Consider the following 26310-nt stretch of genomic DNA (forward strand, 5'->3'; position numbering starts at 1 on the left):
GATTAGTTGGAACGCCGTATGAGGTGAAAGTCTCACGTACGGTGTGAAGTGGGGGAAAAGCTGGAGATAACTTCAAAGGCTTACCTATCACTATAAACAAGACCATCATTTCGATGGTCTAATTTTTACCCAAAACTTCAGGTAGATTTCGGTGACACATTGTGAAATGTTACACCTAAACTAACGCAGCAGTTTACTTGAACAAGAAGTCCTTTTTACACCTCTGAATAATATACATGTAATAATAACTGTAAATGGAGGATGCAATGGGGTTGCGAGGGAGAGTAAGTTTAAGTGTTGGTTGGGTAACTTTGTTTCTAATGGGGACTGATTTATTTATAGTGTCTCCGTTACTACCGTTCATTTCGGAAGAGTATAATGTTAGTTCAGCGATGACAGGATGGATGGTAACTGTTTTTGCTGTAACATATGCAATTGCAGCACCTTTCTTTGGTTGGGCTTCAGATAAAAACGGAAGAGGGATTTTTATTACATTTGGGTTATTGTTATTTTCCTTCTCTAATGTCTTAACTGCTTTTTCACCTTCTTTTACTTGGTTAATCATTAGTCGTATTTTAGCTGGTTTGTCCGTTGCTGCGATTACCCCTTTGATTTATGCCATTATCGGGGATATTGCACCATCAAACCGAAGAGGAACTTGGCTTTCTATTGTGGTTTCAGGACATTTAACAGCTCTTTGGGCAGGTGCTCCATTAGGTATATTACTAGAGTATTTTCTTGGTTGGCGTTCAGTATTTGTTGTAATGGCTACTTTAGGGACTATATTGGCTGTAGTAAATTTCAAAACGTGGAAATATGTTCCCAGAAGTGATTTAACAAGAAATCAATTAGAAGGAAATCTGCTAAGAATACTTGGTTCAGTAAGTGTTACCACCATTTGGGCGATTTCAATGTATGCTCTTTATGTTTACTTAGGTGCGGCTCTTTATTCCGAAAATAGATTCTCATCATCAGAAATAGCATTAGCTGTTATTTTTTATGGTATCGGTGCTGTTTTAGGAAGTCTTATAAGTGGACAATTCACAGATAGGTTTGGAGAAAGGAAGATTTCGAAAGTCACGCTATTTTTTTTGACTCTAATACTAATTTGTTTAGGTATATTCTTCTCTTCTGGTGATTGGATTTATTTCTTTCTATTCATATGGGCTTTGGTAGGGTATGCAGGATTTACATCATACCAAGCACGATTAGCTGTCGAATATCCAGAGGAACGAGGAATTGTTTTGGCGTGGAATAACACGGCTCTCTATATAGGCATTACCATTGGTTCCATAATTGGAGGTTATGTCATATCTAATTGGGGATATCCTTTTCTTCCATATTTTTGTAGCATTGTAGCAATCATTAGTTTTGTCCTTAGTACCCAAAAGGTCCAAGAAACAAAAAAAGAATCCGCTGATTCCACAGATACTTGACCTCAGAATGAAGCCTTTTTATTGAACAAACGGGTGCGTTAGAAAAAAAGACAGGAAAAAATGAGCTTGGAAATGCTTCTCTAAGCTCATTTTTCCATACCAAATCAACCATTAAGTTTATTTTACTTCATCATTGAAGTGTTAAATCGTGTGTTTGAAGCAAGCCCATCTCAATCAAGCGCATGAAACTTTCTTCTACTTCCTCTACTGTTGTACATGTCATCTTCGCTAATTGTTCTGTACGTATGCTTTCTTCATATTCATTTCGTATAAAACAAATCATTAAAAGTTTGTCCAGTGGAGACGCAAATGTTGTTGTATCATCAATTAAATCCAGTGGTATTAGTGCGAACTCTTCTTCAGTAAAATCCATAGAAAATCCCTCGCTTTTTATTATTTTTTTTGTTCTGTCATATACTGTTGAATTGCTTGTTTGTGTTTATTTTTTAATCGATTGCTACCACCTACAATTACGTTAACAAGCCATCCCATGTCGCCTTGCGTTGCTTCTAGAATTGTTGCGAGTGTTGGAGAAATTTGTTTAACAACCCAATCTTGCATGTCTTCAATTCTTCTATCTGCTTTCTTTTGTTTTAGTTGGATTTTGCTAACGTCGTCGATGATCTCTTCCCACCAGCGAGCTGTGTCCCAGCGGCGTTTTTGTTGGTTTTTGGAGGTTGGATTTGGTTCTAAAAATCGAATATATTGATTGAGTACACCTCTTATTAGTATACCAATTTGACCTTGCATTTCAATATAATCTGCGGCCATATTTGCACGTTCTTCGCGAAATACTAGCTCCATTCTAGTCCATTCAGGCTGCGCTTTCAGTAGCTCTTCTTTTTGTTCTTGATTTACTTTTAACTTTTTTATTTGTTCGAGTTTTTTATCGTACACGCGCATGAAGAGCTTTGATTTTTTTGATCCGAAGTAGAGTGTTCGACCTAGGTTTTCAGTATCTGAAATTCTTTTTTCCATCAGTAGCGAGTACTTGTACCATAAGCTTGAAATATTGCCATCTTCACTGTATTTTAAAAATTTATCAAAGACTATTACTCTATCGTGCTCGTCATCGATTGCGATATCGATGCGAGTAAATTTATGTCGCGCTAGTGTTCTCTTCGTGTTAGTTATGATGTTTGGTATTGATTTATTTGCTTCATATTGTCTGCACGCTTGGCCAGTCAGTATGATATGTACCCCCATAGCGTTATTACTTGGTGTCCAGCCGAAAAAAACCACCGGCCAAAATGATTGGATTGGTGGGTTTTGCTATTTAGGATAATCAATCCCTTTCATTTTCCTCCTATAATCTAAGTAAAGCCAAAAAATTAAAAAGAACAAAAAAATGGTAATAGAAATTGGTATCAACCATAGATTATCTCCGTTTAGATACAAGCCCAAAAACATAATTGAGACCGAAATCACTGGTGCCATTACATAAAAGGCTTTAGCATTATAAAACCAGCCATAAGGAAAAAAGTGGGCTCCTGTTATAATTGCAAAAAATACGATAGCATCATTCGGACTTTTTATAATTCCCCAAAAAAGTATAGGGAAATAGATAAGCTGAGCCAGATTTAACAATAAACCTAGATTACCTAATGGATTATTTTTAAGTTTCCAATCAGCCTTTATTAAAGTAGAAATTCCGACGGATAATGGGAACATTAAACCTGTTGAAAACAACATATAGGTGTTTTTCTGATTAATTTCTATTGACTGTAAAAATATTATTGTAATTATTGACCAAATTACAATAGCTGAAAATAAAAATCCTATCCCGTTTTTCCCTCTTACTGATAGTTCATTTCTAACCTCGTTTAATTTCAAATTTTTCCCCCTATTCTTTTTCAACAACCCCGCTAGTTGAATATCTATCTAAGTTTTCATTATCATACAACATTTACTATATAAACCCTTTAACTATCTCAAGTAATTTTATGATTGATTTTGAAATTATATGTAAGCGCCAAATAATGCCCACCTAGTCGAAACGGGTGGGCATTTGTGTATCCTTTATGTAGTTTTACTAGGAATGTGGCATCCCCGTATGATTTCACCACTACTGGACAATAACACCACTCCCTTTTCGTTCAATTATGAACAAGAAAAAGAGGAAATAGACCTCTGCAAGGTTAATATCTTTACCTATAAAGTTAATTGAGCTATTTTTGTTTTAAATAGTTTAATCAAAGCTTCTTCAATTTAAATGTAAATGTTTTTATCCTGAATAACAGATTGCAGCTTTAATTCTTGATGAATATCAGTTCGCAAGTCAAATAAAACAATCTTCCTTTCTACCTTTAAAGAAACGTTGTTTTCTTCTTTTATTACTTCCTTTGTTTATTCTTTTATTCCTTCTGACAAAACCTGCGAGGATGATATTGTTTTTTTATTGTAACCTTAGAAAAAAGATTGCATAAAAAAATAACCCCTTCATTGCAATGGGTTGTTTCTGAAAAATTTTAAAAAAATGATTAAACAACAAGTAGTTATTGTATTGTCACCCCCTATATTTTAGAGCATAAAAAGCCATCCTCCGAAGAAGATGATTTTATTTACTACAGTAAAGATAACTCTGAAAGGTTCATATTTTTATCTATAAAGTAAATCGAGTTGTATTTATTTTAAGTAATTCATCAGAGCTTCGATTGCAGCTGTAATTCTTGATGCAGTTTGCAAGTCAAATAAAACAACCTTTCCTTTTACCTTTAGGATCGGTCACTTGGAATTATATTTAGTGGTAAGTTACTAGGCGACTCTTGAAATGATAGGTAAAAGGTTTTGAATTTTAAGGAGATCATAGAAATTGGAAATATTTGTGATAAAGTAAAAAGTGAAGAAAAATAAGGAAAGGTCGTGCATTATGAAAAAACGTATTATTCTTGCAATTGCTCTTGCTCTTGTTCTAAGCTTTTCAAGTTTAGGAGGCACACAAAAAGCTGTAGCCGCAGATTGGACATCAACAGGAAGTATTTGGACTACATACTATCATTCTGGTTCTTTCTCTAGTTATGTATACCAAAGAACAATTAAACCTTCGAGTGGGAGTACAATATTAGCTGGTGTACAAGCTAATAGCTCAGAAACAGGAACATTCAAAGCGATTCTTCAAAAATCTGTAAATGGTGTTTGGCAAAATTACCGCACAAAATACCCTACTAAAAATGGCTATACTGCCTTGACTTTTTATGATGTTACTCAAGGTGCAACATATCGTATTAAGTTAGAAAACACAGGTTCAAGTAAAATAGATTATACATTTAATGTAAAACAATAAGCTATATTAATGAAAAAAACCATAGCAGCTGTACAATGCTATGGTTTTCATTATTTAACCTCTCAATATATGTTTTTTTTTGAATCAATATCTCATAATATGAAATATCAATTAGATCGCCAGCTTCTAATTAAAAACGGCACAAAAATCTCTTCTAATTGGTTTTCTCAGCACTTAACACAGTATCCATCAATCTACTATCTTGTAGAGCTTTCTCACAAAACCTTTAGCATGATGAATATCAGTTCGCGGGTCAAATAAAACAATCTTTCTACCTTTAAAGAAACGTTGTTTTCTTCTTTTACTTCTTCTGATAAAACCTGCGAGGATGATACTGTTTTTTTATTGTAACCTCAGAAAAAAGATTGCATAAAAAAATAACCCCTTCAATGCAATGGATTGTTTCTGAAAAATTAAAAATAAATGATTAAACAACAAGTAGTTATTGTATTGTCCTTCCCTATAATTAGAACGTAAAAATCCACCCCCGAAGAAGATGGATTTCTTTTTTCTTGACGCTTAAGTTATCTTTTTGAGCACAGTAAAAGTAACTCTGCAAGGTCAATATTTTCATCGATAAAGTAAATCAAGTTATTTTTGTTTTAAATAGTTCATTAAAGCTTCTTCAATTAAAATGTAAATGTTTTTGTCCTGAATAACAGACTGCATCTTTAATTCTTGATGAATATCAGTTCGCAAGTCAAATGAAACCCGCTTTCTTTCAATCTTTAAAGAAACGTTGTTTTCTTCTTTTATTCTTTCGTTCGTTCCTTCTTTTATTTCTTCTGATAAAACCTGAGAAGGTGATACTATTTTTTGTTGCCTTTTTAAATTTTTAATTTCATCGATTTTTGACACGTTCTATCAACTCCTTGTAAAAATGTATATAAAGCTCTAGAGCTTTATTAAGCTCTTTATTTTCTTTGAATCCATATAACGACAATCGTCCGACGGGAGCTTTTCTCGTAATCACTGTTTGAAATACGAGTTCCGGAAAGTCCTCTGCTATGATTTCGTTAAATGCTTTCGCATCACTTCTTCGCACATCATTCATTGTCCTTAAAATACCGATCACTTCAGTACCACGTATACCAAACTCTTTAGCACTCTCGACTGAATCCATAAAATTAGGTACAGCAGAATAACACCAATTCGAGCATTCATACATGACAACAACAGATTCACTCGCACACAAGGAATTTGTTGTTTGCTCACTTAGAGATGGTGGCGTGTCAATTAATATAAAATCATAGTCTTCTCTTACTTGTTCCAATAGATTATCCAAAATCAACGTAGGGCTTCCTGAAAAAGGAATCATATCACCTGTATACGTTTTCCCTGTATAAATCCATCTTGCAAAAGTCGCAAGGAAATTGTTCGCCGGTAATAGATCTAAATTTTCATTTACCGAATATAAAAATTCTTTTACATTATTCTGCTGCATCGCTTCAAGAACTGATTTACCTATAAACTCATTAGACGACTCTCCGGACAAAAGCTCTGTCAAATTCCCTTGTGAATCCATATCAATCGCAAGAACTCGATAACCATCATTATTCAGTAAATGAGCTAGAATTCCAGTAGTGGTAGACTTTCCACATCCACCTTTTTGAATTCCCATTGTTATCGTAATAGCCAATTTAACACCCCCGAATATTCTTCGTTGTTTTATTGGTAGAAACGTTTCTTCTTTTCTTCTAAAGTATTTACCATAAATGTACAGCTAATACAATTTGAGGTCAACTTTAATCTGAAACAAAAATAATGATATAATGACCCTATAGCAATCATCTATTCTCGTTGAAAAGGCATATCCTAAGGATGCCCGTATTACAAAATCGTATCTGAATATTATTTTAAATAGTAAAAGACGATTTGACCCTTACACAGGCTAATCGTCTTTTTATCATTGATTCATATATTCAATTAACTTCTTTAAACCTTCTTTACTTACCCACGCTTCACCAATTTTTACGGCTTCTTTTGATACTTTCCCTGTAATTGCACATACATAGGATTCACGATGGGGTTCTAGAATGATTTGGGTCTCATTAGATGAAATATCAATTAGATCGCCAGCTCCTAATTGAAATCGGTCCATAATGTCTTTTGGGATTACTATTCTTCCTAAATTCCCAATTCGTTTCGTATGCAATTGCTTAACACCTCACAATCCAGTGGTTTGTGCTAAATTGGTGATTTCTTTCTTAACCACATTTAACTCCTGTTCCGCTTCCGTAACTTTCTCTTGGTCTGTACTTTCATCAATGGTCTTTTGCAATAAAGCTTGCTGTTCTTGCAATGCTTTCAACTCCACAACGTTTTTCTCGGCAATTAACACAGTATCCATCAATCCATCATCTTCTGAAGCTTTATCACTCACAAAGCCTTTAGCTGTTTCGACTTCACCTTTTTGAAGCAATGCCTTCACGATATACGTTTTACGTTCTTCCGTAAGTTCAACTAAGTTCCTGTTGTTTATGATTACATCCCAATCTTTAGCCAGAACTCCTTTAGCAAAAATAATATGCGGATTCTCCACTTTTACTATTTCTTGCAGACGATCCAGTTCTTTTAGTTGGTTTTGATTAGTTAGATATTCCGTGATTTGACTAATTGCTTTTCCATCTTGTTCCAGCAACTTCTTATACTCACCATGTTCCACCCATAATTGAGTTAATAAGCTTTTTTGATCTTTACTCAAGGAATCATACTCTTTTTCATCCAGTGTATCCATCAATTTTTCTTTTTGACCAAGAAGCCCTTGTAAATACAAGGTTTCCATACTTTTTTTTGAACTTGTGGATGACAACGGCTGTTCTTTTGATAGGGCATTTTTATTAACGTTTGTCAGAGTAAAATTGAGTAAAATTGCAAATATAATAATAGCTACCGTCCCAATTAAAAAACGTTTGTTATTGTCCTTTTGTTTGTGAGGCGATGCCGTTTTATTCTGTGATTGAATCCTATTTGTTTGATCTATATCGAGTCGGTTTATCTTCTTAGTTTGTGGTAATAGAAAAGGTAGATACTTAAACAATGGATTACGCCTTTTATTTGCCAATTGTTTTTCTAATTCCTCATGTTCGCTTTGCTTTCGTTCATTAACTTCACGATTCATTGCTTCAATATATTCTTTCATATGATCTAGTGAATTCAAGTGCAAATAAATCATTTCGGCGAATTGGATAACTTCTTCATTTTGTTCAAAGAAGTCACTGCGTTTCGGGCGCCCATATACCTGTTCTAAATTAGTTAAAGTAATAACGATGAGTTCCTTTAATGTGATTAAATCTGATTTGTCATTGTCTATATCAAATGCCTTATGGTCAATGACTAGTACTTTAACAGTTTGAGTTTCCTCATCTACCATCAGATTTTGTGTATTCCACAGAAGTGTTATTTCTTTATTCTTCGCTAGTTCGATAAGGGATAAATAATACGGCATTTTTTCTTCTAAATACATCGTTTTCAACGTATTAAATGACTTATAACTCGTAACGTCATAAGCATAACAAACTTGCCCAGATTGAAAGTTGATATCTTTTGCAGGAACCACCTGCGGATACCCTTGCAGCGAATGTACTTTTTCCCTATACCATTTCTGTATTAGATCCATTTCCTGCGTGTTGAAAGTCGATAATGGTTGCAAATAGGAAACGGCATTTCCATTCACCTCAAAAGTACCGACTTTATTGGCAATCGTTCGAAGTACCATCTCTCTCACCCTTTCTTATAACTCAGTTTTATTATTGAAGTGGCGGATACTTTGCTAAAACCTCTTCTACTTCTTGTTTAAAATCCTCTTCCTCTGCCTCAATTTCACTTTCTGGAACATTTGATTTTATTGATTGAAATTCTTCATCCCATTCTTTTAAATTGAAATTCAGTGACTTAATTATCGGATTAAAAGAAAAGAATATTTCATCAGATGCGCCTTTTACAAACCTAATATTCGTTGATTCACCATCTGGTTTATTTAAATAAGACATAACTACATTTGATAATATTAATTCCGTAATTTCAAATTCCTCAGAACTATACATCTCCCACTCCTCTTCATTAAACTCTAATGTAGGAACTACGATGGAATCATAACTACAGTTGCCAAAAGTACAATCATCAGTGCTCTTTGAAGTATAAGTAACTTTCAAAACTCCCCTTTCACTAATTAAACTTTTTGGGAATTTTTTAAGAAAAGGTTGGATAACAATATTTTCACTCATATTGTCCACTTTTTGCCTAAATACTTCATTATTTCCAACATCAATTTCCCCTTTAGAGATTGCTTCATTTGTTTCATTCTCGAACAATATGAGTTTTTCGTTCAAGTCCTCAATCATTCCAATGGCTTTTTCTTTATCCTTTTCATTAAAAAATGATTCTGTCTTTTTGATGTTATTACCTGGTTCTTCTTCTTGATTACATCCAGTAACTAGCAATATAAGAAACAGTGAAAAAATGCCTAACATAAACCTCTTTTTCATTAAAATTCATCTCCCTATCTTTTCGCATAACGAGCTACGTATTTTACGGTAGATCCAACAGCTTTAGCAGAACCTGTAGAAGCTCCGAATTGATTTAGTAACGTAGGTATCGATAATCCCACGATGAAAAATAACATACCCATTAACATATTTCCGCTTTCTAAACTAACTAACGTTTTTACACCCAATACAAAACATAACAATTGGAGCATTAACGTCAAAACGTTACTAACTACAATTTTGAGCCATAATCCAAAAAAATTATATTGGTCGTTTACAATCGTTGGAATCGCTAATACACCAGAAATATATAGAATCACAAACAACACCGTTCGGTACATAATGGATAAAAAATAAACAAACAGTATGACCGACACTACAAACATTAAGATGATGCCATATCCAACGGAATTAACAGCCAATACTTGCATGACATCATAGTGTGTTGCAGGATTCGTTAACATCGTCTCAGTTAAAAGATGTGTTAGCTCTAAGATCCAATTGAATAATTGTGGGTAAATACCAAGCAAAATGGCTCCTGTTATTACCGCAACCATTTTTTCATAAAGGGTGTTCATGCCTTCATCACCATTTCCTGAATACAGGATGACAATTTTAACCGTCTGCCACAAAATAAAAATAGATGTTATCGTCCATGCCAACGATTTGAAGTTCAACATATACCCTTCATATATGGCAGTTCCCGTAATTACAGATGAATCAATCTGAAAATTTCCGAAACTATCAATTGCTGCAAATACAAATCCACTGACAGTTGTAAAAATGAAGCCATTCGTTTGGCACATTACTTCATACCACTTACAGTCGAATTGATTCGTTTCGTAATCATATTTATCTAGAAATAAGGCATTTTCCATATAAGCCTCGGCACGACTAACTTCTTCTGTACTTATTTCTGATGTGTTTTTATAATTATCTAACGTATCTTTCATAAATTCACCTTCAGCTGCGTGAACAATATCCCATTCTACAAACGGAGTAGCAATCATGAACAAAATCATTACTAAAATCTTTTTCATCCCGACATCCCTCTCTCCATGAGCGTAAGGAAAAGAATAAGAAGTGGAATGAACACAAAGAAACCGAGGCGTAGCACTATGCCTTTTTTGATTTCAATTTCTTCTTGCTCACTCAATGGTTGGCCGTATTGCAGTTCATAATAACGTTTCGATTTGTCTATTTCTTTTCTTGCAAGACGTTCGATAATTTGGTTCATAAATCGTTGCAATTGCTGTTGCCTTCTGTGGATTACACCTAATAAATCCATTCTGTACACCTTCCTTTCGCTCATTTAAGACGTGATATTCTTTACTGCCTGTTCAGCAGAGTTAAGGGGCTCTAATGTATGATTATTTACCTTGTATTCACCGTTTTCTTTTACCCAATCAATGGTCGACATGAGGAATAGTACGGATTGATCACCTGGTTTTACAAATTCACCCTCAATTCCTGTCAAAGTCACCTTATAGATGGCATACACACGGACTTCTTTATCCTGTTTCCGAACTGAAATATTAAAAACGTCAATTTCTTTCATTTCACTGATGGCACCATCTTGGTGAATATCTTCTGAATCAATTATTTCTTGTGCTTCCTTTTTGTACCTTTCTGAAAAATAATCCATTGACTTACCTTGCATGGAATCAGTCAAAAATGATTCTGTCTTCGTAAACAGTTCCTTTTCTTCACTCGCTACTGTCTCCATTTGCCCAATAGTATTCGAGAGCCGATGGTTTTTGTTCTTTAAATCCTGATTAGATGACCATAAATTAAAAGCCAATAATAATGCAGCCACTAGTCCGATGAGTAGTAAAATACTCGAGAGTTTTGGTTTTCCTCGCATCTCCTTACTCACTCCTTCGTCTCTTTGGAAAGATATGTCATTGGATTGACCCGGTTTTTAAACATACTACCAACATGGATTTCGAAATGAAGATGATCACCCGTTGAGCCTCCAGTAGTACCACATTGCCCGATAACTTCTAATTGACGAACTTCTTGTCCTACTTCAACACTAATCCCACTCAGATGAGCGTAAGCACTGTACACATTGTTTTCATGCTGTATGACCACGATATTACCGTACGTATGAAGAGGAGCATCTGGAAACTTCGCGAAAACTACTACCCCGTCCTTTGCTGCATAGATTGAATCCGGTCTACTACAAGCAAGGTCCACACCTTCATGAGCCCTAACCTTTCCGGTTATTGGATGAATACGTAAACCGTAGTTAGAATTAATGGTGACATTCGGAACTGGTTGCACGAAATCACCAGACTGGACAGTACAATTCATCGTCAAACCACCAAGCGAACTGACGAAAGTTGTAATGTTGGGTACCCAGTGGGTATTTAAATTGGCTGGATCATTTTCTGCACCAATAGGCGCGTATACCGAACCTAAATCCTCAATCGTCACCAATCCATCTTTGATAATACGATTGTGTAAAGTCCGACCCATCGCTTCTAATCCTTCGTCTAATGTTGAAAATGTCATCAATCCATTAGATCCCATTAAACCTCCAGGGTTATTCTTCGTCACAACAGCACGCGATGTACCATTCGTCGTTTCATGTAATGCAATGGCAGCCATCAATACTGGATCAATCCCCTGCCTGGTCGCAATCTCTATTATCAGGTTCCCTTTAGTCGAGAAGACGCCTGACGTATCCATTCTGCCTTCCCACAACCCTTGATTGATTTCTCCATCCACCGCACAATAAGCACCTCCTGCGAAGCTTGAGAGGGCATTTATGTTAGTGTCAGGGTTCTCCAGATCAAACGACTTATCTTTTCCGTTCATTGATATCAAAATTGGTATAATCAGGACCAGTAACATGGACCCTAATACAATAAGTCCGAACGGATTAAACAAGATTTTCAGAAGGAGGAAATGTCCAAGTGATTTGGCAGTTTCTTTTGTGTTCATCTCCCCACCCCCTTTTTAAATCGTTATATCGTTAATACTTTTTTGGTCAAACCACAACATTTCCGTTACTTCATTGAGCTGGACTTCGAGTTTAATCTTTTTGGAACCCGTGTAGAATATCCCTTTTCCTGCCTGTTCCTTTTTCTTACCGTCTTTTAAGATAAGCGTCTCTCTTTCCCCTTTGGAAAAGGTATTGCCTAATTCTTCTTCTAAATACTTCAGTTCTTCCTCACTCATTGGCAAATACAGTCGTTGTATCGATTGTGTGATAATCGCCTTTCCGTAGTTCCGATTCTCGTCTCTTGCTGATAGGAAATCTTCCACTGATTGAGATGCTGTTGTAATTCCACAATTAAACGATCTTAAGACTTTCATCATGAAATAAATAAACTCCATTGCTTTTGGAACTTTCGGATCCGCAATAACATGTGCCTCGTCTATAAAAATTTCACTTGGCCTTCGATCACCACTCATAATCTCGTAAGTTGTGTGCGATAGAATATTATAAAAAAGAATACGTTGAATCTTTTCGTTGTTACTCATCTCTTTCAAGTCGTAACAAACTAGTTCATTATCAATGTTAATGTTCGTGTAGCCATTGAAGAGCTCCGAGTACATCCCAGTTACATACGTTTTGAGCGTCGTGTGAAAATCTTGCATAGATTCATATAAATACAAATCCTCTTCTTTGTCTCGCTCAATCAAATCGTATAAATCCTGCAGCGTAGGGAAATCCGTTACGGTTAAATTATTCGTATTCGTCGAGTCACTAATGCCTTTTCCAGCGTATGCCTTCTGAATATAACTACTTAAGATCTCTTCCTGTAGATCCGTCATGCTGCTATACATTAGCCTAAACATAACGAGAAGATTCGATATTTTCGTCAACAGAATATTGCCGAACTCCGTTTCCTCAAGCTTGATTTTGTCATTTACTTTCGGTAAGTCGAGGGGGTTGATCCGGTTACCGCCTTTTAGCTGGAACTTCACCCATGCCCCACCTAAATCAGCATAAACTCGTCCAAACTCACCTTTTGGATCAATAGTGATGATTTTACGTCCGAGCATGTGTTTATTAGTCATATTCGCAAAGAGATACGTTGATTTTCCAATTCCCGAAATCCCAATAACAAACTCATGTCGATTTAATAATGTTGTATCATCAACAATTACGACATTACCGGTCGTCATATTTCGACCTTTAATAAGTCCAGTTTGGGAAAACATTTCATTTTCATGGAATGGAAAGAAGTAAGATATGGCTTCTGAGTTCGTCATCTTGTACGTTAACTCATCCACTTTGTTTTCATTCAGGGGCAAAAAGGAACGGAAGGCATCGATGGCACGATCTGTCGGGTTATGGACAATTCCGATTTTGGAGAACTTGCTTTTAACAGTGGTTGTCAGTTGGTCTAGTTCACTAACAGAACTCGCAACCAAATGAATAATTGTATGAAATAAGAAGATTTTATCGTTACGGTACGCTAAATTTTTTAACATTTCTGAAGCACTATCAATCTGCCCTTGTGCATCAATCATCGTATTTTCATCTGCAAACCTAGTATTCATTTTCATTCGGTTTTGCTTAATACTTTTAACGAGTTGCGCACGAACTTCCCCTGTTTGGTATTCCTGGACATAATTGATAATCGAAACATTTTCCGGAATCTCCGTAACTTGTTGAATTTTATTTTGGTCTTGCACTGGATCATAATCAACAATCAGTAAGGACCGGGTATAGTTAGCACCTACACGCACATACGAATCGTATTCCGTGATATTATCGGGAGCGAGTACCGTTAATAGTGATTTATTCATCCCACGTACTGTCTCTTCAAAAGTCTCTTCCTGTTGTTTACGAGAAAACCTCTGTTTTAACCAATTCATCACGACACCTCCTATTCGAATCGTTCGTTTATCTGGTTCTTGTAATAGTTTAAAAGTTCTTTTGCCGTATTTTTCCCTATAATTACGTCAGCACTAGCGTTCATTTTACTTATGATGTTCTCTCCTTGTGCCTGCGCACTTTCAAAATCAATACATGCATAGTAAAACTTCAGCAATTCATCGTTATTAAGAATTTTCACGTCTAACTTTTCATAACCACTAAGCATTTGTTCCAGTTTTGCTTTAAGAATATTCGCCGTAGTATCGATTTTCATGTAATCCTTATCAGAACTTGTCATAGACGTTGAAATAACAACATACCGTTTTCTCGTCACCATATTCTTCGATTTCTGAATGCGCTCAATTTGATTGAAGTACCCCTGTTTCAGGACTCGCTTCGCGTAAGAAGAGTCCGTATCTAGTTGATCATTGAACCACATTAGGTAATTCGTTAAATTAACAGGTTGTGCCACTTGCATCATCTGGATTTGTTTTTCTCCCGTGTCATTGATAAAAGCTTGATAAGCTTCTAGCACTCGTTCTTTCGACAATTCATTCATCAGGGACAAATTAACGGATGATACTTCAAATACTTTAATTAATTGACGACTCGAGGATTCGATGCAACCATTGGCAATGTTTGATATACCAAGCTCAGTTCGTGTATCGCCTTTTTTCCGGTTCATCGGCAATTCCCCTTTCGCATAATAAAACTCTTTTTGACGATGCTTCGCTTTTATTTTCCAAAAGATTTTGTATTGCAAAAGCGATAAGTTTTTTCTGATAGGATGCTTGTTTAATTGAAAAACCGCAACAAGGAATGTAGGCGCAAAAGCGATTAATATCATCCTTTGATCTAATATTCCAAAACGATAAAAGAGATAAGTTATTAAAATACCCAGTAGGACAAAAGGCGATAGCACAAAAACATCCTGAAATGAAATATTGCCGTATAGATATTTCTTCGTATCGATATTTAAAGGCAAATCCACTTTTCCAGAAGCCCTTAATCGTTCTTGTCGATCAAAATATTCTTCTGAACGCATCTAAATCACATCTTTCTAGTTACAGATTCGTTTGAACATATTCAATAACTGGACGAGCGAGTAAGAATAGAACAACCCCTAGCACACATAACTTGATTCCGTTTTTAAATTTAGGAGTTGATTGTTCATCACCTGCCCAAACTCCAATTGCACAAATGAGTAAACCAATTGCAAAAACGGTAATAAAGGTTCCTTGCATATCGCTAAATAGTGTATTTAAAAATCCTTGAATTCTTTCAAACATTTCCTCCACCTCCTGAATCTTGTATTTATATTACCTTATCGAGTTGCCAATAATTAGACAAGACCTAAATTTAAAATAATTATAGGCACTATATACTTTTTTAAATGGTTAAAAAGTATTGATATTTATTGATATCAAAGTGTCCGCACCCTGGAAAAAATTAAATAATCAATAAATATTTTTTAACTTATAAAATAAAAAGAGCTAAAAGAAGTTAACCTTTTAGCTCTTGAAGTAGTTGATCTCTTTCAAGTTGCATCTCATCACTTAGTGTATCTATTCCCTGATCACCTTTACCACGCTCACCTTTATGTTCATTGAACCAATCGGGTACAATTTCTTCTCTTGCGTTTTTAGAAGAACCTTGTTTTTGCTCGCTTAACCATTTTTGTTTGTCTTTTAAAGCCTTTGTTAGCCTTGCTGAAATACTCTTAATTTTTCCAGGCGTCTTTTCTAGGGAATACTGCAGTGCACTAGCATATTGATAATCAGTTAAGATTCCAGCATGAGCTTTATAATGACGCTCAATATCCTTTATTTCAATATTGTCATCCATCAATCGAATTTGGTTTTGCATCAAGACATCTTTTAGCGAAGTCGGAATCTCAAGTTCCACAACCATATGATGGATGGATACTTCAGTATCGTTTAAGTCAGTATCACTAAAGTCAGTATCATTAGTGTTAAAAATTTTAACTTCTTGAAGTAAAGAATTTTGACTTCTTGAAGTTAAAATATTTAACTTCTGTTGCGGCTCTAGGGATTGAAGTGTATCGACTTCTGAAGTTAAAGCTCTTACATCTTCCATATCCGCCACTGGTTTTAACAGATATAAACGATTAGACTTAGATAAACCCATCCTTTTTTCCGATAAAAGTTCACATTTTTGCAGTTCTTTTTTTATTTTAATCACAGTTGGTTTACTGCAATTCAAAATCTCTCCCAGCTGTTCATTGCCATACAAGAAAAAAATGCTACCTTCTTCATCAAACCAATCATTTTTAATCGATAATTCAAGTCGATCTTGTAATAATGCATAGGCTATCTTGGCATCATTGCTCATTTTTTTATATCTACAGTTTGTAAAAAACACTTTTGGGAGTCGATAAAATCTTTCTGCCACTTGCTCAGTAATTTTAAATGTATTCGTCACAAAAAGGCATCTCCTTTCTCCAAATCTATGAGAAAACTCCAAAAAAGTATTTTTTACGTCATCATTCTAGGCAATTGAGAAATAAAACTGTCTTTGTTCACAACTCTTATAACCCATGATATACTGAAGATAACCGAAAAAATAACTCTCTACTCTAGTACTTTGTTCTTGCTAGTCATCAAACTAACAAAAGCATAGTAAATGGAGTTTTTTAACATATAGAATAAAATTTAGATGAAGTATACCATAATCAGCTCACAAAGAATACAATTGCTTTGAAAGGACTTTTCAGCTATGACATCAAATTTAGAATTGGATATATATCAAAAAATAGGAAAAGCCCTAAAAGATATCCGTCAAGAAAAAAAGTTAACTCTACAACAAATTGAAAAAATGAGTGATCAATACGCACCACGTATTTCCAAAGCTGAAAATGGTAAATTAAACCTGTCACTTGGTTGGATCATTCATTACTGCAATGTCCTTGATATTAACCCATCAGAAGTATTCACCAGAGCTTTTGCAGAAGATTTTAAATCACAGCAACTTGAAAATCTCCTTGAGAAATTTGAAACATATACTTCACAAAACTCTAAAGATTAAGCGTCCATTAATTATCGGTGGATGCTTTTTTGATGCAAAATAAAAGCTAGTTAAATATTTTTCGTTTGATTCGTTAATAGATCTGATACATCCTTACAACAAAGAAAAACGCAATGAGCTTGTTTACAAACTCATTGAAAATACGAACCCTGTTGCAGCCATTAAGCTGATGAAACATATCCTAGAACTTCCTCTTGCGAAACCAATTTTTGATGACCATATTGTCACAATGTAAACACGTTCAGTTAACTTAAACTCAACTATCTTTTATTAGCCAATGACAACTGTAAATACGTTTCTCCAAGTAAATATGTGTGACCTAGCAACCCGGTATAAATACACTCCAAGTACCGAGGAATTCAAAAAGCATTCTTAGCATAAGTAGAAATTTCTACTTATGCTAAGAATACTTTCGTTTAATTTATGGATAGATGTTTATTTAACAACGTTTTGGAATAAGTATATACACAATTCTTTATTTCAAAAGTAGAAATTTCTACTTTTGAAAAGTATATTTTTGTGTGATTAAAATTTATTTTAATCATTTCGTTGCATACTCCACCTTCTAATAACGGAAATAAAAGATTTAAAAAGAATAATAATTCAGCTAAATTCCTTTGTTGAATGAGATCTAAAAAAAGAAAAAATCATTGGAAATATGAACCTTGCTACAGCCAATTAAGCTGATGAAATATACCCTAGAACTTCCTCTTACAAAACCAATGTTTGATGACCATGTTGTCACGATGTAAACACGTTCAGTTAACTTAAACACAACTATCTTTTATTACCCAATATCAGCTGTAAATACATCTCTCCAAGCAATTATGTGAGCCTAACGGACTAGCATAAATACACTCCGAGCAACGAGGAATTGCAATAAGTATTCTTAACATAAGTAGAAATTTCTACTTATGTTAAGAATACTTATTGCGAAGTTCATTAATAAATACTGATTTAACAACGTTTTTAAATAAATATATACGGAATTCTTTATTTCAAAAGTAGAAATTTCTACTTTTGAAAATTCTACTTTTGTTTTTTACTGAGTTTAATATAACCAAAATTGATAATTCTCCCTCCTAAATTAACAGAAATACAGGATTTACCTGAAAGAGAACATCTTGAGCTAGTTTACAAATTCATTCAAATATAAAGCCTGTTGCAGCCAATTATGCTGATGAAATATGTCCTAAAACTTACTATTGGGGTACAGTCACATACCCATCAAGCTAAGCTGTAATGCTACCCGAAAAGTCAAAAAACACTATCCTTTCTCGTAAGAAATTTACGAGAAAGGATAGTGTTTTTTATGTCTATTATTTCAGAAGAACTATATCTTTTCGCAGAAGAGTTACAAACTGTTTTATCTCCAACTGTCTTACAAGAACTTGCCAATCAAGTAGGATTTGTTCAACGCCTCAGTAAATATAAAGCTAACGAATTGCTCGCGCTTTGTACATGGCTTAGTCATGAAGTAGCGAGTACGTCTCTTACCTAATTATGTATCCTCTTACATGTTTCAACAGGTGTATTATTGAAATCAACGGTTTAATAAGACCACTGTAGCCTTTCTACAAGCAGTATTTACATCCCTTCTAACACAAAAACTCTGTTCATCACAATCCCTATCGCCTCAGACCATGTCTCTATTCAAACGAATTCGCATTTTAGATGTGACCTTTTTTCAATTACCAGATGTCTTTTCTTCTGAATATCCAGGGTCAGGTGGCAGGAGTTAAGATTCAACTCGAATACGATGTACTCCGTGGTCAATTTCTTCATGTACAAGTTAGTCCCGGAAATCGTAACGATAAGACCTATGGTACGACTTGTCTTAAAACCGTGGAAAGCGGAGATTTATGCTTACCTGATTTAGGTTACTTTGATTTGAAAGAAGCTCGTGTCATCCTTCATCGTTTGACAGAAAAACAAACCCAAACACGGTTACACAATCAAACGATCTGTGAAAAGAAAAAAGGATTCATTATGAAAGAAAAGAGTAAAAAATTAATGGGGATGAATGTTTATATAACGAACATGCCATCACGAATCATGCCGATAGAATCCATCCATGTACTTTACTCCCTTAGATGGCAAATTGAAATCTTATTTAAAACATGGAAGTCCTTGTTCAAAATTCACCATTTAAAGAGATGAAAAAAGAACGCTTAGAATGCCATTTGTATGGTCAACTCATTCGCATTCTTCTCTGTTCATCCACAATGTTTCAGATGAGATAGCTATTGGGGGATCTTTGGAGGTTTAGGTTTAGATTTGGCTTTATATGATATTATTACTACATTTCAATCCTTCCCCATGTTCAGTAGAGTCTATGCTTCCTCTGGAGGGGTATTTGTCGTTCTTTCTGTATTATGGGGATAGAGCATTGATAAAAAAACACCTGATTCATATGATTGGATAGGTGTAACTATATATTTAATTGGCGTGTCGGTTATCTTATTAGCACCTCTTAATTAAAGAAGAAACCTAATTCTTTATTACGTACCTTCTTGAAGTAACAGTTGCCTTAGTTGAATATCATCTAAACATATTATGAGACATAATTTGAACTATCATCCAATAAATTGTATTAATAGCTTGTTGAACTTGTCACGTTCTTCATAGAAAGGAGCATGGCCGCTGTATTGAAATGGGACGAGCTGTGAATTTCTTATTAATTTGTTTGTTTCTTGTGCATTTTTAAAAGGAACAACTTTATCATGTATGCCGTGAATAATTAGCGTAGGAACTAATATTTTGCCAAGATCATAGTACACATTCTCATCTCTCAATGACATCATGACCGCAGCAGTCGACCAACCAGCAGCTTGTAATCCTAGCTGAGAGAACCAGTCAGATAATGGCACAGTAATATATTGGAAGAAGAAAGTGTCCGTTAGTCCCCGCAACATATTAGGACGATCATTAAGTGTTTCTGTAATAAACGTATTTGCTACTTCTTCTTGTAAACTAGACGGAGATTGAGCATCTATTAGGACAAGTTTTGAAACGCCATAACCTTTATATCGAGCCATATATCGAATCGAGATCGAGCCTCCCGTGGAGTGTCCAGCTAGTGTGAAGTCTTTTAACTGCAACGCCTCTACTACTGCATGGATATCATCTGCCAATCTGTCAAAATTGTAGCCAGTGAATGGTTTATCCGAATTACCAAAACCCCTCCAGTCAATCCCTATACATCGATATCCCATTGCTGGAAGAACATTAAACTGATATTCAAACTGCTTATGATTTAATGGCCAACCATGTATAAATAGAATGGTTTTATTTCCCTCTGGGTTTACATCCTCTACATATATTCTTACACCAGGTTCCACTGTAACAAAGTATCCCATGTTGTTCACTCCGTTTAATTATTGTGTTTCAACAATAAGATACTCAACTAGGGGAACATAGGTGAAAATTGGTGCTTTAGTTCAATAATCGATTCCTTGAAATCCACATTTTTCTCACGCTCGCCCCTATTGCGAAACTAATTTTCGATGACCGTATTACCACGATGTAAACACATTTTGTGAACTTAAACCTAACTATCTTTTATTATCCAATGACAGCTGTAAATACGGTTCCCCAAGCAAATATGTGAGACCTAGCAACCCAGTATAAATACACTCCAAGTAAAGATAAATTCAAAAAGCATTCTTAGCATAAGTAGAAATTTCTACTTATGCTAAGAATGCTTTTTGTTCATTTCATTAATAAGTCCTTATTTAACAACACTTTGAAATAAATATATACAATTATCTTTATTTCAAAAGTAGAAATTTCTACTTTTGAAAAGTACACTTTTGTATTTCTTTAAATTTAATATGATTGTTTTGATGCATACTCTAGCTTCAAATAACAGCAGTAAAGAACCAGTAAGAAAAAGTAATACAGCCTAATTTCTTTGCTTAATTCGGTAGCGTCAAGAAAATACAGATTTACAACGCTACAGAAGTTTTTACCTATAAAAAAACTAATTTCAATTAATCGATTGTTAAAGTAACACTACCTGTTACCTTAACAACTATGTTGTCTTTTTTGATAGTAATTACCGATAAAATAGCTACAAATTATCCCGATAATAAAAGTAATTACTGAACCTCCTGCTTCGAACCCTGTTGAAGTTTCTTTGTAAAAACTATACATGAACAATTTAAAATTAAACAAATATCCAATCAATAAAAGTAAACTGCTTACACTGATAAATGATATTAAACCTACAAATACTATTTTTATCAAAACTACACCTTCTTTCCACTTTTACATTTTAGGAAGTAATCGGATGATGTATTCTTTAATTCCTTGTTAAACTAAACCGTTCGTTAGTTTAACATTTCACACTGTATCCCCGAAATCAATCTTGATGTTTTGGACGTAAAAATAGACCATCGTAATAATGGTCTTGTTTAGCTAAAGCTACCTGTTTGTTTAACAATTTATTCTTTTTTATTATTGGCATCAACTGGCTCATTAAGTTCTTCATATTATTTAGGAAGATTTAGTTGCCAAGAAACTCCAAAGCGGTCATTTATCCAACCGAACTTTTTACTGAAACCATAATCACCTAAAGGCATGAGTGCTTGTCCACCTTCGATGAGTTTATGATAAAGGTTGTCAAGTTCCTCTTCAGTATCACAAGTCACAAAGATTGAGAATGAAGGAGTGAAAGAAAATTGATGCTTCACATTACTGTCAATACACATAAATTCTTGCCCTTTTAAAGTAAAAGTAGCCTGCATTACAGTTCCTTCTTTCCCAGATTCATTAGATCCATATCGAACAACACTTGTAATTTGAGAATCCTCAATGAGGGATGTGTAATAATTCATCGCTTCTTCTGCATTGTCATCTTGAAACATTAAGAATGATGTTACCTTTTCCATTATAAATCTACTCCTTTTAGTGTCTATTATCTAAATATAATCAACTTATATTATTATGTCCATTCGTCAACTAAACTGTCCTTTAGTGAAAAAGCGTCTCCACTTATTGTAGAAACGCACCACGTTAGTTCAATCCTCTAATTTTTTTTCCGTTTTGGATAAGAATTTTTCCAACGCTTCACCGCTATCAATATTCGTACGTTCAGCCAAATTAATCAGCCACCATATGCATTCTCCGATCTTATGTTCAAGTTCAGATTCAGTTTCCCCATTTGTTGGCCAACGACCCTGTTGAGACATTATTAGACGTCCGACCAAACCAGCATCTGTCAGGAAAGCTAACGCATCTTCTTCTACTGTCCATTCTTTTTCATGATACTGTCGTTCTAAACGATGATAGACTTTTCTTAATTGTATAGAACGTTCTACGACTTCACTAAAATTCATATTTTTCATTTTATTTCCTTTCTTTTATAGATATTTATGGTTCATCTGTTTGCGGATTAGTAAAGGCTTCTTTCTCTGTATAGAAACATACGTTCCCATTGTAACCTTAACCTATATGAAAACACAACAATAATTACTTAAACTAAAGCATCAGTTATCTACAGTATCAGCGAAAAAAGGTTGAGAGAATGCCTCTATTATCATTGTGTACATGTAGCCCATAGATAAACGTTTAAGGACTTGACTTGGAGCCTCTGTGAGTATGATTCGTCTTGAAAGGCTGAAGCACGTGTTTCATCAGGCAGCCCAGCCTATCATACCCACCCCTCCAAGTAAATTCCTATCTTTGTGTACGTTGAATACTATAAATAATTACCATACATAATGTTTCCATTTCATCGTATAGAGAATCCATAATTTATTAACGGGTTCCCTTTTGAGGTGCAAACATTGCAAATCACATCACATTTTTTGTCACTAATATCAATGGAATTCTCTAATTAAATAACAATAATAAACTCAGAGAATGGATAGCTTAATCACTATCTTTTCATCTTAATTTCACTATCTAATCCCGTTGGTTGAAGAAAGTTGTTGTCTGTTTTTATTAAGTGTCTTCGTCACTTTTTTACTCCAAAATATCACCCGACTGACAATCCAAAGTCTTACATATCGCTTCTAATGTTGAGGAAAGAACCGCTTTTGCTTTCCCATTTTTCAGAATGGAAAGGTTCTCCATAGTAATTTCAACCCTCTCCGAAAGTTCTATTACGCTCATTTTCCTTTTTGCCAACATCACCTCAAAGCATAAAACCATTTTCTGATTTTATATTATTAGCTTCTTGTAAAAGTCTTTGGAGAACAGCAGCAAAAACGGCGATCACCATAGAGGCAAAATGATGATGAGTCCCATTAATACAATAGGAGGGTCAACTTTCTTCGCTATAAAATGAAAGAGTGGCAAACCTAATACATACAAACCACTGATTGTAATCGCACAGCACTTTATGTTCTTTAACGCCTTTACAGATAATTCCGAGAACGCTGTGTTCTCGTCAATGTACCGTAAATAATTGAAAGCCTCATAGAGAGCAAAGTAAAAAGGCACAGTCGCTCCATACATTACGATGAAAATGAGATATTTCATTGGGGCAATATTTAGATACAATTTTGCTACGAAATTTGCCATATGGGGCACTAAAAATATGCACAATGCAAGAACTGTTATTCCTATAAAAATAACAGCTAGCTTTAAAAAGAGTGTCGTAACTAGTTTCATAAAAAGTACCTCGTTAATTAAATTTTCTCAAACCGTTAATCATTTTTTGACTTAATATCTGGGAAATTTTTTAATGGCTTTTGAAGTACATCCACAATGGCTGCGATGATACTTGTTGCTAAAATACCCATTAGACTTAGTGATATAGGACCTGCTGCATCATCACCTGTGAATTGAGCATGCACCCTTAAATAAACTATTGCTAACAAAATGAAGAAAATGATAGTAAAAGCGCATTTTTTTATTACCTTCAAACATTGAAGTGATAACTCAGAGAAAGCATTGTTCTTTTCGATGTAGGTTAAAAGTTTAAATACTTGATACAACGCTATAGAAAACGTAATACATATTCCATATGCACATACCAAAAGTGGATATAACGAATAATCACCTGGACGCTCTATCGCGTCTCTTCTGGCTGCTTCAGGTAACAAAAATATACACAGGGCAAACACTGCAATTCCAATTAGAAAAATTATTACCTTTAAAAAAGTAGTTGAACCTCGTCTAACATTCATTTAAAACACCTCACTTATTTAATGACAACATGATTTTATCATGAAATTTATCGTTTTACAATAAATTTTCATTGTTTTTCATTATATTATCATTGTTATTGAAATATCCTTTTAATTTTGACAAAAATAAAAAGCATTTCTCATTACAAAGAAATGCTCTTACTTTAAAATGTTAAATTTACAACTTGTTATACAAAACTTCCAAATAGTTTATTAAAGTAAATCAACAACGAAAGATAACAGAACCTACTTAAAATAAATAATATCCTTCATCGTAAATTGTTTACTTTTGAGCTGGTGTAGCCTTCACTTAATCCCATGAATTGTATGGCAAACAGAAGTTGTAGAAAGTACGAAGAATAGGAATTCAATCGCACGCTTAGTTAAAGCTGAGGAGATAGCCAATGTGATTACATTCTTCTCCTCACCATTGTCAGTTTCTATTACGGGCGATGTTATTGATGTAAGTAGAGGTACAGACAACGCTATTCATTATTAAAATATCAATCATTTTGGAGTAGATGGAGAAAGCTTGGTCGAAAAAACATTTATTCTTCAACCCAATAAAAAGTCGATTCCATTCAAAGAAACCGGCTTTTTTATTTATCTTCTTACATCAAGCGTACCCCATCTTAAACTAAACTTCCAGTTACTTCAATAAGTTTTTAAAAAACATCAATCCTTCTTGGATTAACGCTACCCGTTAGTGTTCTAGAACGTCAGTACTTGTCTTAGCGTTTTGACAAGATGTGACCCTTTTTTCAATTGAGAAAGGGTTTTCGAATATAAATTCATTATATTTGGTTATCCTATCCATAATTTAACCTTTTAAATAGGCATCTACTTCAGCGTATACATCTGCTAATCTTTATTCACTTCGTAAATGAACGTGTACAAATTTTGCTACATCGTCTGCTCGCTCATTATCTAATCTATACTTCATTTTAACTAACCTACGTAATTGAGGACGGCTTAATTTTTCATTGTTGTTTAAATCATGATTAGAGGAAACTAAATCATTTAACAATTGCGAAGCAAGTACAGCAGTCCCCTTACCATAAGATGTTCCCTTTTCAGTTAAAACTCTTTTATCATTATTAACAGAAGCACCTACTTTAACGAAGTTTGTCATGTTAGTTCCTCCTTTCTATAGGTTTATTACATGTTGATTTTTTTCTTATGACAATGATAATGCCCTTTTTTCAAGAAGTTCATCCCAAGATAAGTAATTATATTGAACGGTATATGATAAATATGTTACTACTTCATCTACATGCTTTTTAAGTTCAACTAGATCACAGTTATTAAGTATTGATGACTCCATTAGGTCATTCATATCCTTTTTCCTTGTACTCATTAACTTTGATAGGCCTATCATTTCAATAATTCGATTACGCCATTAAAGCGCCCTATTATGGAAGAAGTAAAAATTACTATCAAATATTTCCTAATGATTTAATGTATTTTATCTTTCGAATGTGCAATATTATTAATTCCTATTCAAATGATAGATTAGTTGCACAACGCCAGAGGAGAACGTTCTTGTATTAACCATTTTTAAATTAATTCTCTGGTTTATATCAATAAACATCGGTTTTCCTTCTCCCAAAATAACAGGGTGAACAGATAATCTAAATTCATCAACAAGCCCTAAATTGATAAAAGTTGTTATAAGACTTGCACCACCATATAGCCAGATGTCTTTACCCGGCTTAATCTTTAATTTATTTACTTCTTCAAGAACTTTATCATTTATGAATATTGCCTTTTTATCTGTCCCTTTTTGCGTTTTGGAAAACACGATTTTTTCTTTACTATGAACCAGATCCCACATTTCCTTGTCACTATCAGGTTCTTCCGTTTTCGGGATATATTGTCCCCATTGATCGTAACTTTTTCTACCATATAAAATAGTATCAATTTGATTTAAAAAATTAATAAAACCCATCTCAGAATCCATGATACACCAATCAACTTCCCCACTTTTTCCCTCAATAAAACCATCTAAAGTTACTGCTAAATCTAAAATTATTCTTCTTGATCCTACGTTTTTGGACATAATTCTTCCTCCCTTTAATCAAATAGA

At 34.4% G+C, this 26310-nt stretch carries 27 protein-coding genes and 3 pseudogenes; 5 read left to right on the forward strand and 25 right to left on the reverse strand.

The annotated features are described in order from the left end of the window. Positions 1–266: 266 nt before the first annotated feature. The gene (locus C7437_RS15410) at positions 267–1436 is read left to right on the forward strand and encodes an MFS transporter (protein WP_111440902.1); all 1170 of its coding nucleotides are present in this window, start codon (positions 267–269) and stop codon (positions 1434–1436) included. A gap of 130 nt (positions 1437–1566) precedes the next feature. Here C7437_RS15410 and C7437_RS15415 read toward each other — a convergent pair whose 3' ends face one another. The 3 genes from C7437_RS15415 to C7437_RS15425 form a co-directional block, all read right to left on the reverse strand. Further along, positions 1567–1809, reverse strand: coding sequence for a hypothetical protein (locus tag C7437_RS15415; protein WP_111440903.1), 243 nt, complete (start codon positions 1807–1809; stop codon positions 1567–1569). A 20-nt stretch (positions 1810–1829) separates the two neighbouring features. Continuing rightward, the gene (locus tag C7437_RS15420; RefSeq protein ID WP_111440904.1) at positions 1830–2642 is read right to left on the reverse strand and encodes a replication initiation factor domain-containing protein; all 813 of its coding nucleotides are present in this window, start codon (positions 2640–2642) and stop codon (positions 1830–1832) included. 66 nt (positions 2643–2708) lie between these two features. Continuing rightward, entirely contained in the window at positions 2709–3269 is a 561-nt protein-coding gene (locus C7437_RS15425) for a DUF7010 family protein (protein WP_111440905.1), read from the reverse strand. A 1036-nt stretch (positions 3270–4305) separates the two neighbouring features. Here C7437_RS15425 and C7437_RS15435 point away from each other — a divergent pair. Then, positions 4306–4719 (forward strand): hypothetical protein, encoded by a 414-nt coding sequence (locus C7437_RS15435; protein WP_111440906.1) that lies wholly within the window; start codon positions 4306–4308, stop codon positions 4717–4719. A 591-nt stretch (positions 4720–5310) separates the two neighbouring features. Here the strand turns inward: C7437_RS15435 and C7437_RS15440 are convergent. From C7437_RS15440 to C7437_RS15500, 13 genes are all read right to left on the reverse strand, one after another. Beyond that, positions 5311–5577 carry a hypothetical protein gene (locus tag C7437_RS15440; RefSeq protein WP_111440907.1) on the reverse strand — a complete coding sequence of 89 codons (267 nt, stop codon included), beginning with the start codon at positions 5575–5577 and terminating at the stop codon, positions 5311–5313. Next, the gene (locus C7437_RS15445) at positions 5561–6358 is read right to left on the reverse strand and encodes a ParA family protein (protein WP_111440908.1); all 798 of its coding nucleotides are present in this window, start codon (positions 6356–6358) and stop codon (positions 5561–5563) included. Before C7437_RS15445 ends, C7437_RS15440 begins: the two co-directional genes overlap by 17 nt. A 267-nt stretch (positions 6359–6625) precedes the next feature. Further along, the gene (locus C7437_RS15450; protein WP_111440909.1) at positions 6626–6874 is read right to left on the reverse strand and encodes an AbrB/MazE/SpoVT family DNA-binding domain-containing protein; all 249 of its coding nucleotides are present in this window, start codon (positions 6872–6874) and stop codon (positions 6626–6628) included. A gap of 12 nt (positions 6875–6886) precedes the next feature. After that, positions 6887–8437, reverse strand: coding sequence for a hypothetical protein (locus C7437_RS15455; RefSeq protein WP_111440910.1), 1551 nt, complete (start codon positions 8435–8437; stop codon positions 6887–6889). 31 nt (positions 8438–8468) lie between these two features. Then, entirely contained in the window at positions 8469–9206 is a 738-nt protein-coding gene (locus C7437_RS15460) for a hypothetical protein (protein WP_111440911.1), read from the reverse strand. Between the two features lie 14 nt (positions 9207–9220). Continuing rightward, positions 9221–10246, reverse strand: coding sequence for a conjugal transfer protein TrbL family protein (locus C7437_RS15465; RefSeq protein WP_111440912.1), 1026 nt, complete (start codon positions 10244–10246; stop codon positions 9221–9223). Beyond that, complete coding sequence (locus C7437_RS15470) at positions 10243–10494, reverse strand: hypothetical protein (protein WP_111440913.1); 252 nt, start codon at positions 10492–10494, stop codon at positions 10243–10245. The genes C7437_RS15465 and C7437_RS15470 overlap by 4 nt, the downstream gene beginning before the upstream one ends. Positions 10495–10518: 24 nt before the next feature. Further along, positions 10519–11070 carry a hypothetical protein gene (locus C7437_RS15475; RefSeq protein ID WP_111440914.1) on the reverse strand — a complete coding sequence of 184 codons (552 nt, stop codon included), beginning with the start codon at positions 11068–11070 and terminating at the stop codon, positions 10519–10521. An 8-nt stretch (positions 11071–11078) separates the two neighbouring features. Then, the gene (locus C7437_RS15480) at positions 11079–11939 is read right to left on the reverse strand and encodes a peptidoglycan DD-metalloendopeptidase family protein (protein WP_245909312.1); all 861 of its coding nucleotides are present in this window, start codon (positions 11937–11939) and stop codon (positions 11079–11081) included. 231 nt (positions 11940–12170) lie between these two features. After that, complete coding sequence (locus C7437_RS15485) at positions 12171–14042, reverse strand: VirB4 family type IV secretion system protein (RefSeq protein WP_111440916.1); 1872 nt, start codon at positions 14040–14042, stop codon at positions 12171–12173. A gap of 11 nt (positions 14043–14053) precedes the next feature. Then, positions 14054–15088 (reverse strand): TrsD, encoded by a 1035-nt coding sequence (locus tag C7437_RS15490; protein ID WP_111440917.1) that lies wholly within the window; start codon positions 15086–15088, stop codon positions 14054–14056. A gap of 19 nt (positions 15089–15107) precedes the next feature. Next, the gene (locus tag C7437_RS15495) at positions 15108–15332 is read right to left on the reverse strand and encodes a hypothetical protein (protein ID WP_111440918.1); all 225 of its coding nucleotides are present in this window, start codon (positions 15330–15332) and stop codon (positions 15108–15110) included. 214 nt (positions 15333–15546) lie between these two features. Beyond that, on the reverse strand, positions 15547–16485 hold the full coding sequence (locus C7437_RS15500; RefSeq protein ID WP_111440919.1) for a replication initiator protein A: 939 nt from the start codon (positions 16483–16485) through the stop codon (positions 15547–15549). A 294-nt stretch (positions 16486–16779) separates the two neighbouring features. On the opposite strand from C7437_RS15500, the gene C7437_RS15505 reads away from it, so the two are divergent. The 3 genes and pseudogenes from C7437_RS15505 to C7437_RS15515 form a co-directional block, all read left to right on the forward strand. After that, positions 16780–17088 carry a helix-turn-helix domain-containing protein gene (locus C7437_RS15505; protein WP_111440920.1) on the forward strand — a complete coding sequence of 103 codons (309 nt, stop codon included), beginning with the start codon at positions 16780–16782 and terminating at the stop codon, positions 17086–17088. Positions 17089–18400: 1312 nt separating this feature from the next. Continuing rightward, a pseudogene (locus C7437_RS15510) lies at positions 18401–19328 on the forward strand (IS4 family transposase); the annotation flags it as partial. A gap of 7 nt (positions 19329–19335) precedes the next feature. After that, positions 19336–19569: pseudogene (locus tag C7437_RS15515) on the forward strand (YnfA family protein); the annotation flags it as partial. Between the two features lie 95 nt (positions 19570–19664). Here the strand turns inward: C7437_RS15515 and C7437_RS15520 are convergent. From C7437_RS15520 to C7437_RS15555, 9 genes and pseudogenes are all read right to left on the reverse strand, one after another. Beyond that, positions 19665–20447: an alpha/beta fold hydrolase gene (locus tag C7437_RS15520; protein WP_111440921.1), complete on the reverse strand. Its 783-nt coding sequence runs from the start codon at positions 20445–20447 to the stop codon at positions 19665–19667. A gap of 1134 nt (positions 20448–21581) precedes the next feature. Then, positions 21582–21980, reverse strand: coding sequence for a VOC family protein (locus C7437_RS15525; protein WP_111440922.1), 399 nt, complete (start codon positions 21978–21980; stop codon positions 21582–21584). A 129-nt stretch (positions 21981–22109) separates the two neighbouring features. Then, complete coding sequence (locus C7437_RS15530; RefSeq protein ID WP_111440923.1) at positions 22110–22436, reverse strand: nucleoside triphosphate pyrophosphohydrolase family protein; 327 nt, start codon at positions 22434–22436, stop codon at positions 22110–22112. Between the two features lie 619 nt (positions 22437–23055). Further along, the gene (locus C7437_RS15535; RefSeq protein WP_111440924.1) at positions 23056–23244 is read right to left on the reverse strand and encodes a helix-turn-helix domain-containing protein; all 189 of its coding nucleotides are present in this window, start codon (positions 23242–23244) and stop codon (positions 23056–23058) included. After that, positions 23228–23706: pseudogene (locus C7437_RS15540) on the reverse strand (DUF2975 domain-containing protein). Before C7437_RS15540 ends, C7437_RS15535 begins: the two are co-directional and overlap by 17 nt. Positions 23707–23741: 35 nt before the next feature. Continuing rightward, positions 23742–24224 carry a DUF2975 domain-containing protein gene (locus tag C7437_RS15545; RefSeq protein ID WP_111440925.1) on the reverse strand — a complete coding sequence of 161 codons (483 nt, stop codon included), beginning with the start codon at positions 24222–24224 and terminating at the stop codon, positions 23742–23744. An 868-nt stretch (positions 24225–25092) separates the two neighbouring features. Beyond that, entirely contained in the window at positions 25093–25356 is a 264-nt protein-coding gene (locus tag C7437_RS15550) for a hypothetical protein (RefSeq protein ID WP_111440926.1), read from the reverse strand. Positions 25357–25401: 45 nt separating this feature from the next. Then, positions 25402–25602 carry a DUF6036 family nucleotidyltransferase gene (locus tag C7437_RS17020; RefSeq protein WP_281269980.1) on the reverse strand — a complete coding sequence of 67 codons (201 nt, stop codon included), beginning with the start codon at positions 25600–25602 and terminating at the stop codon, positions 25402–25404. Positions 25603–25713: 111 nt separating this feature from the next. After that, on the reverse strand, positions 25714–26283 hold the full coding sequence (locus C7437_RS15555; protein ID WP_111440927.1) for a dihydrofolate reductase family protein: 570 nt from the start codon (positions 26281–26283) through the stop codon (positions 25714–25716). Positions 26284–26310 lie beyond the last annotated feature (27 nt).

Origin of the sequence: Psychrobacillus insolitus, from assembly GCF_003254155.1 — a bacterium.
Classification (GTDB): Bacteria; Bacillota; Bacilli; order Bacillales_A; family Planococcaceae; genus Psychrobacillus; species Psychrobacillus insolitus.

What these genes read in the sequence shown, in the direction of transcription:
- C7437_RS15505 (WP_111440920.1), top strand. Translation starts at nt 16,780, where the DNA reads ATGACATCAAATTTAGAATTGGATATATATCAAAAAATAGGAAAAGCC.
- C7437_RS15460 (WP_111440911.1), bottom strand. Translation starts at nt 9,206, where the DNA reads ATGAAAAAGAGGTTTATGTTAGGCATTTTTTCACTGTTTCTTATATTG.
- C7437_RS15555 (WP_111440927.1), bottom strand. Translation starts at nt 26,283, where the DNA reads ATGTCCAAAAACGTAGGATCAAGAAGAATAATTTTAGATTTAGCAGTA.
- C7437_RS15455 (WP_111440910.1), bottom strand. Translation starts at nt 8,437, where the DNA reads ATGGTACTTCGAACGATTGCCAATAAAGTCGGTACTTTTGAGGTGAAT.
- C7437_RS15535 (WP_111440924.1), bottom strand. Translation starts at nt 23,244, where the DNA reads ATGGTTTTATGCTTTGAGGTGATGTTGGCAAAAAGGAAAATGAGCGTA.
- C7437_RS15490 (WP_111440917.1), bottom strand. Translation starts at nt 15,088, where the DNA reads ATGCGTTCAGAAGAATATTTTGATCGACAAGAACGATTAAGGGCTTCT.
- C7437_RS15545 (WP_111440925.1), bottom strand. Translation starts at nt 24,224, where the DNA reads ATGAATGTTAGACGAGGTTCAACTACTTTTTTAAAGGTAATAATTTTT.
- C7437_RS15415 (WP_111440903.1), bottom strand. Translation starts at nt 1,809, where the DNA reads ATGGATTTTACTGAAGAAGAGTTCGCACTAATACCACTGGATTTAATT.
- C7437_RS15475 (WP_111440914.1), bottom strand. Translation starts at nt 11,070, where the DNA reads ATGCGAGGAAAACCAAAACTCTCGAGTATTTTACTACTCATCGGACTA.
- C7437_RS15470 (WP_111440913.1), bottom strand. Translation starts at nt 10,494, where the DNA reads ATGGATTTATTAGGTGTAATCCACAGAAGGCAACAGCAATTGCAACGA.
- C7437_RS15550 (WP_111440926.1), bottom strand. Translation starts at nt 25,356, where the DNA reads ATGACAAACTTCGTTAAAGTAGGTGCTTCTGTTAATAATGATAAAAGA.
- C7437_RS15465 (WP_111440912.1), bottom strand. Translation starts at nt 10,246, where the DNA reads ATGAAAAAGATTTTAGTAATGATTTTGTTCATGATTGCTACTCCGTTT.
- C7437_RS15410 (WP_111440902.1), top strand. Translation starts at nt 267, where the DNA reads ATGGGGTTGCGAGGGAGAGTAAGTTTAAGTGTTGGTTGGGTAACTTTG.
- C7437_RS15530 (WP_111440923.1), bottom strand. Translation starts at nt 22,436, where the DNA reads ATGAAAAATATGAATTTTAGTGAAGTCGTAGAACGTTCTATACAATTA.
- C7437_RS15520 (WP_111440921.1), bottom strand. Translation starts at nt 20,447, where the DNA reads ATGGGATACTTTGTTACAGTGGAACCTGGTGTAAGAATATATGTAGAG.
- C7437_RS15420 (WP_111440904.1), bottom strand. Translation starts at nt 2,642, where the DNA reads ATGGGGGTACATATCATACTGACTGGCCAAGCGTGCAGACAATATGAA.
- C7437_RS15485 (WP_111440916.1), bottom strand. Translation starts at nt 14,042, where the DNA reads ATGAATTGGTTAAAACAGAGGTTTTCTCGTAAACAACAGGAAGAGACT.
- C7437_RS15495 (WP_111440918.1), bottom strand. Translation starts at nt 15,332, where the DNA reads ATGTTTGAAAGAATTCAAGGATTTTTAAATACACTATTTAGCGATATG.
- C7437_RS17020 (WP_281269980.1), bottom strand. Translation starts at nt 25,602, where the DNA reads ATGATAGGCCTATCAAAGTTAATGAGTACAAGGAAAAAGGATATGAAT.
- C7437_RS15525 (WP_111440922.1), bottom strand. Translation starts at nt 21,980, where the DNA reads ATGGAAAAGGTAACATCATTCTTAATGTTTCAAGATGACAATGCAGAA.
- C7437_RS15435 (WP_111440906.1), top strand. Translation starts at nt 4,306, where the DNA reads ATGAAAAAACGTATTATTCTTGCAATTGCTCTTGCTCTTGTTCTAAGC.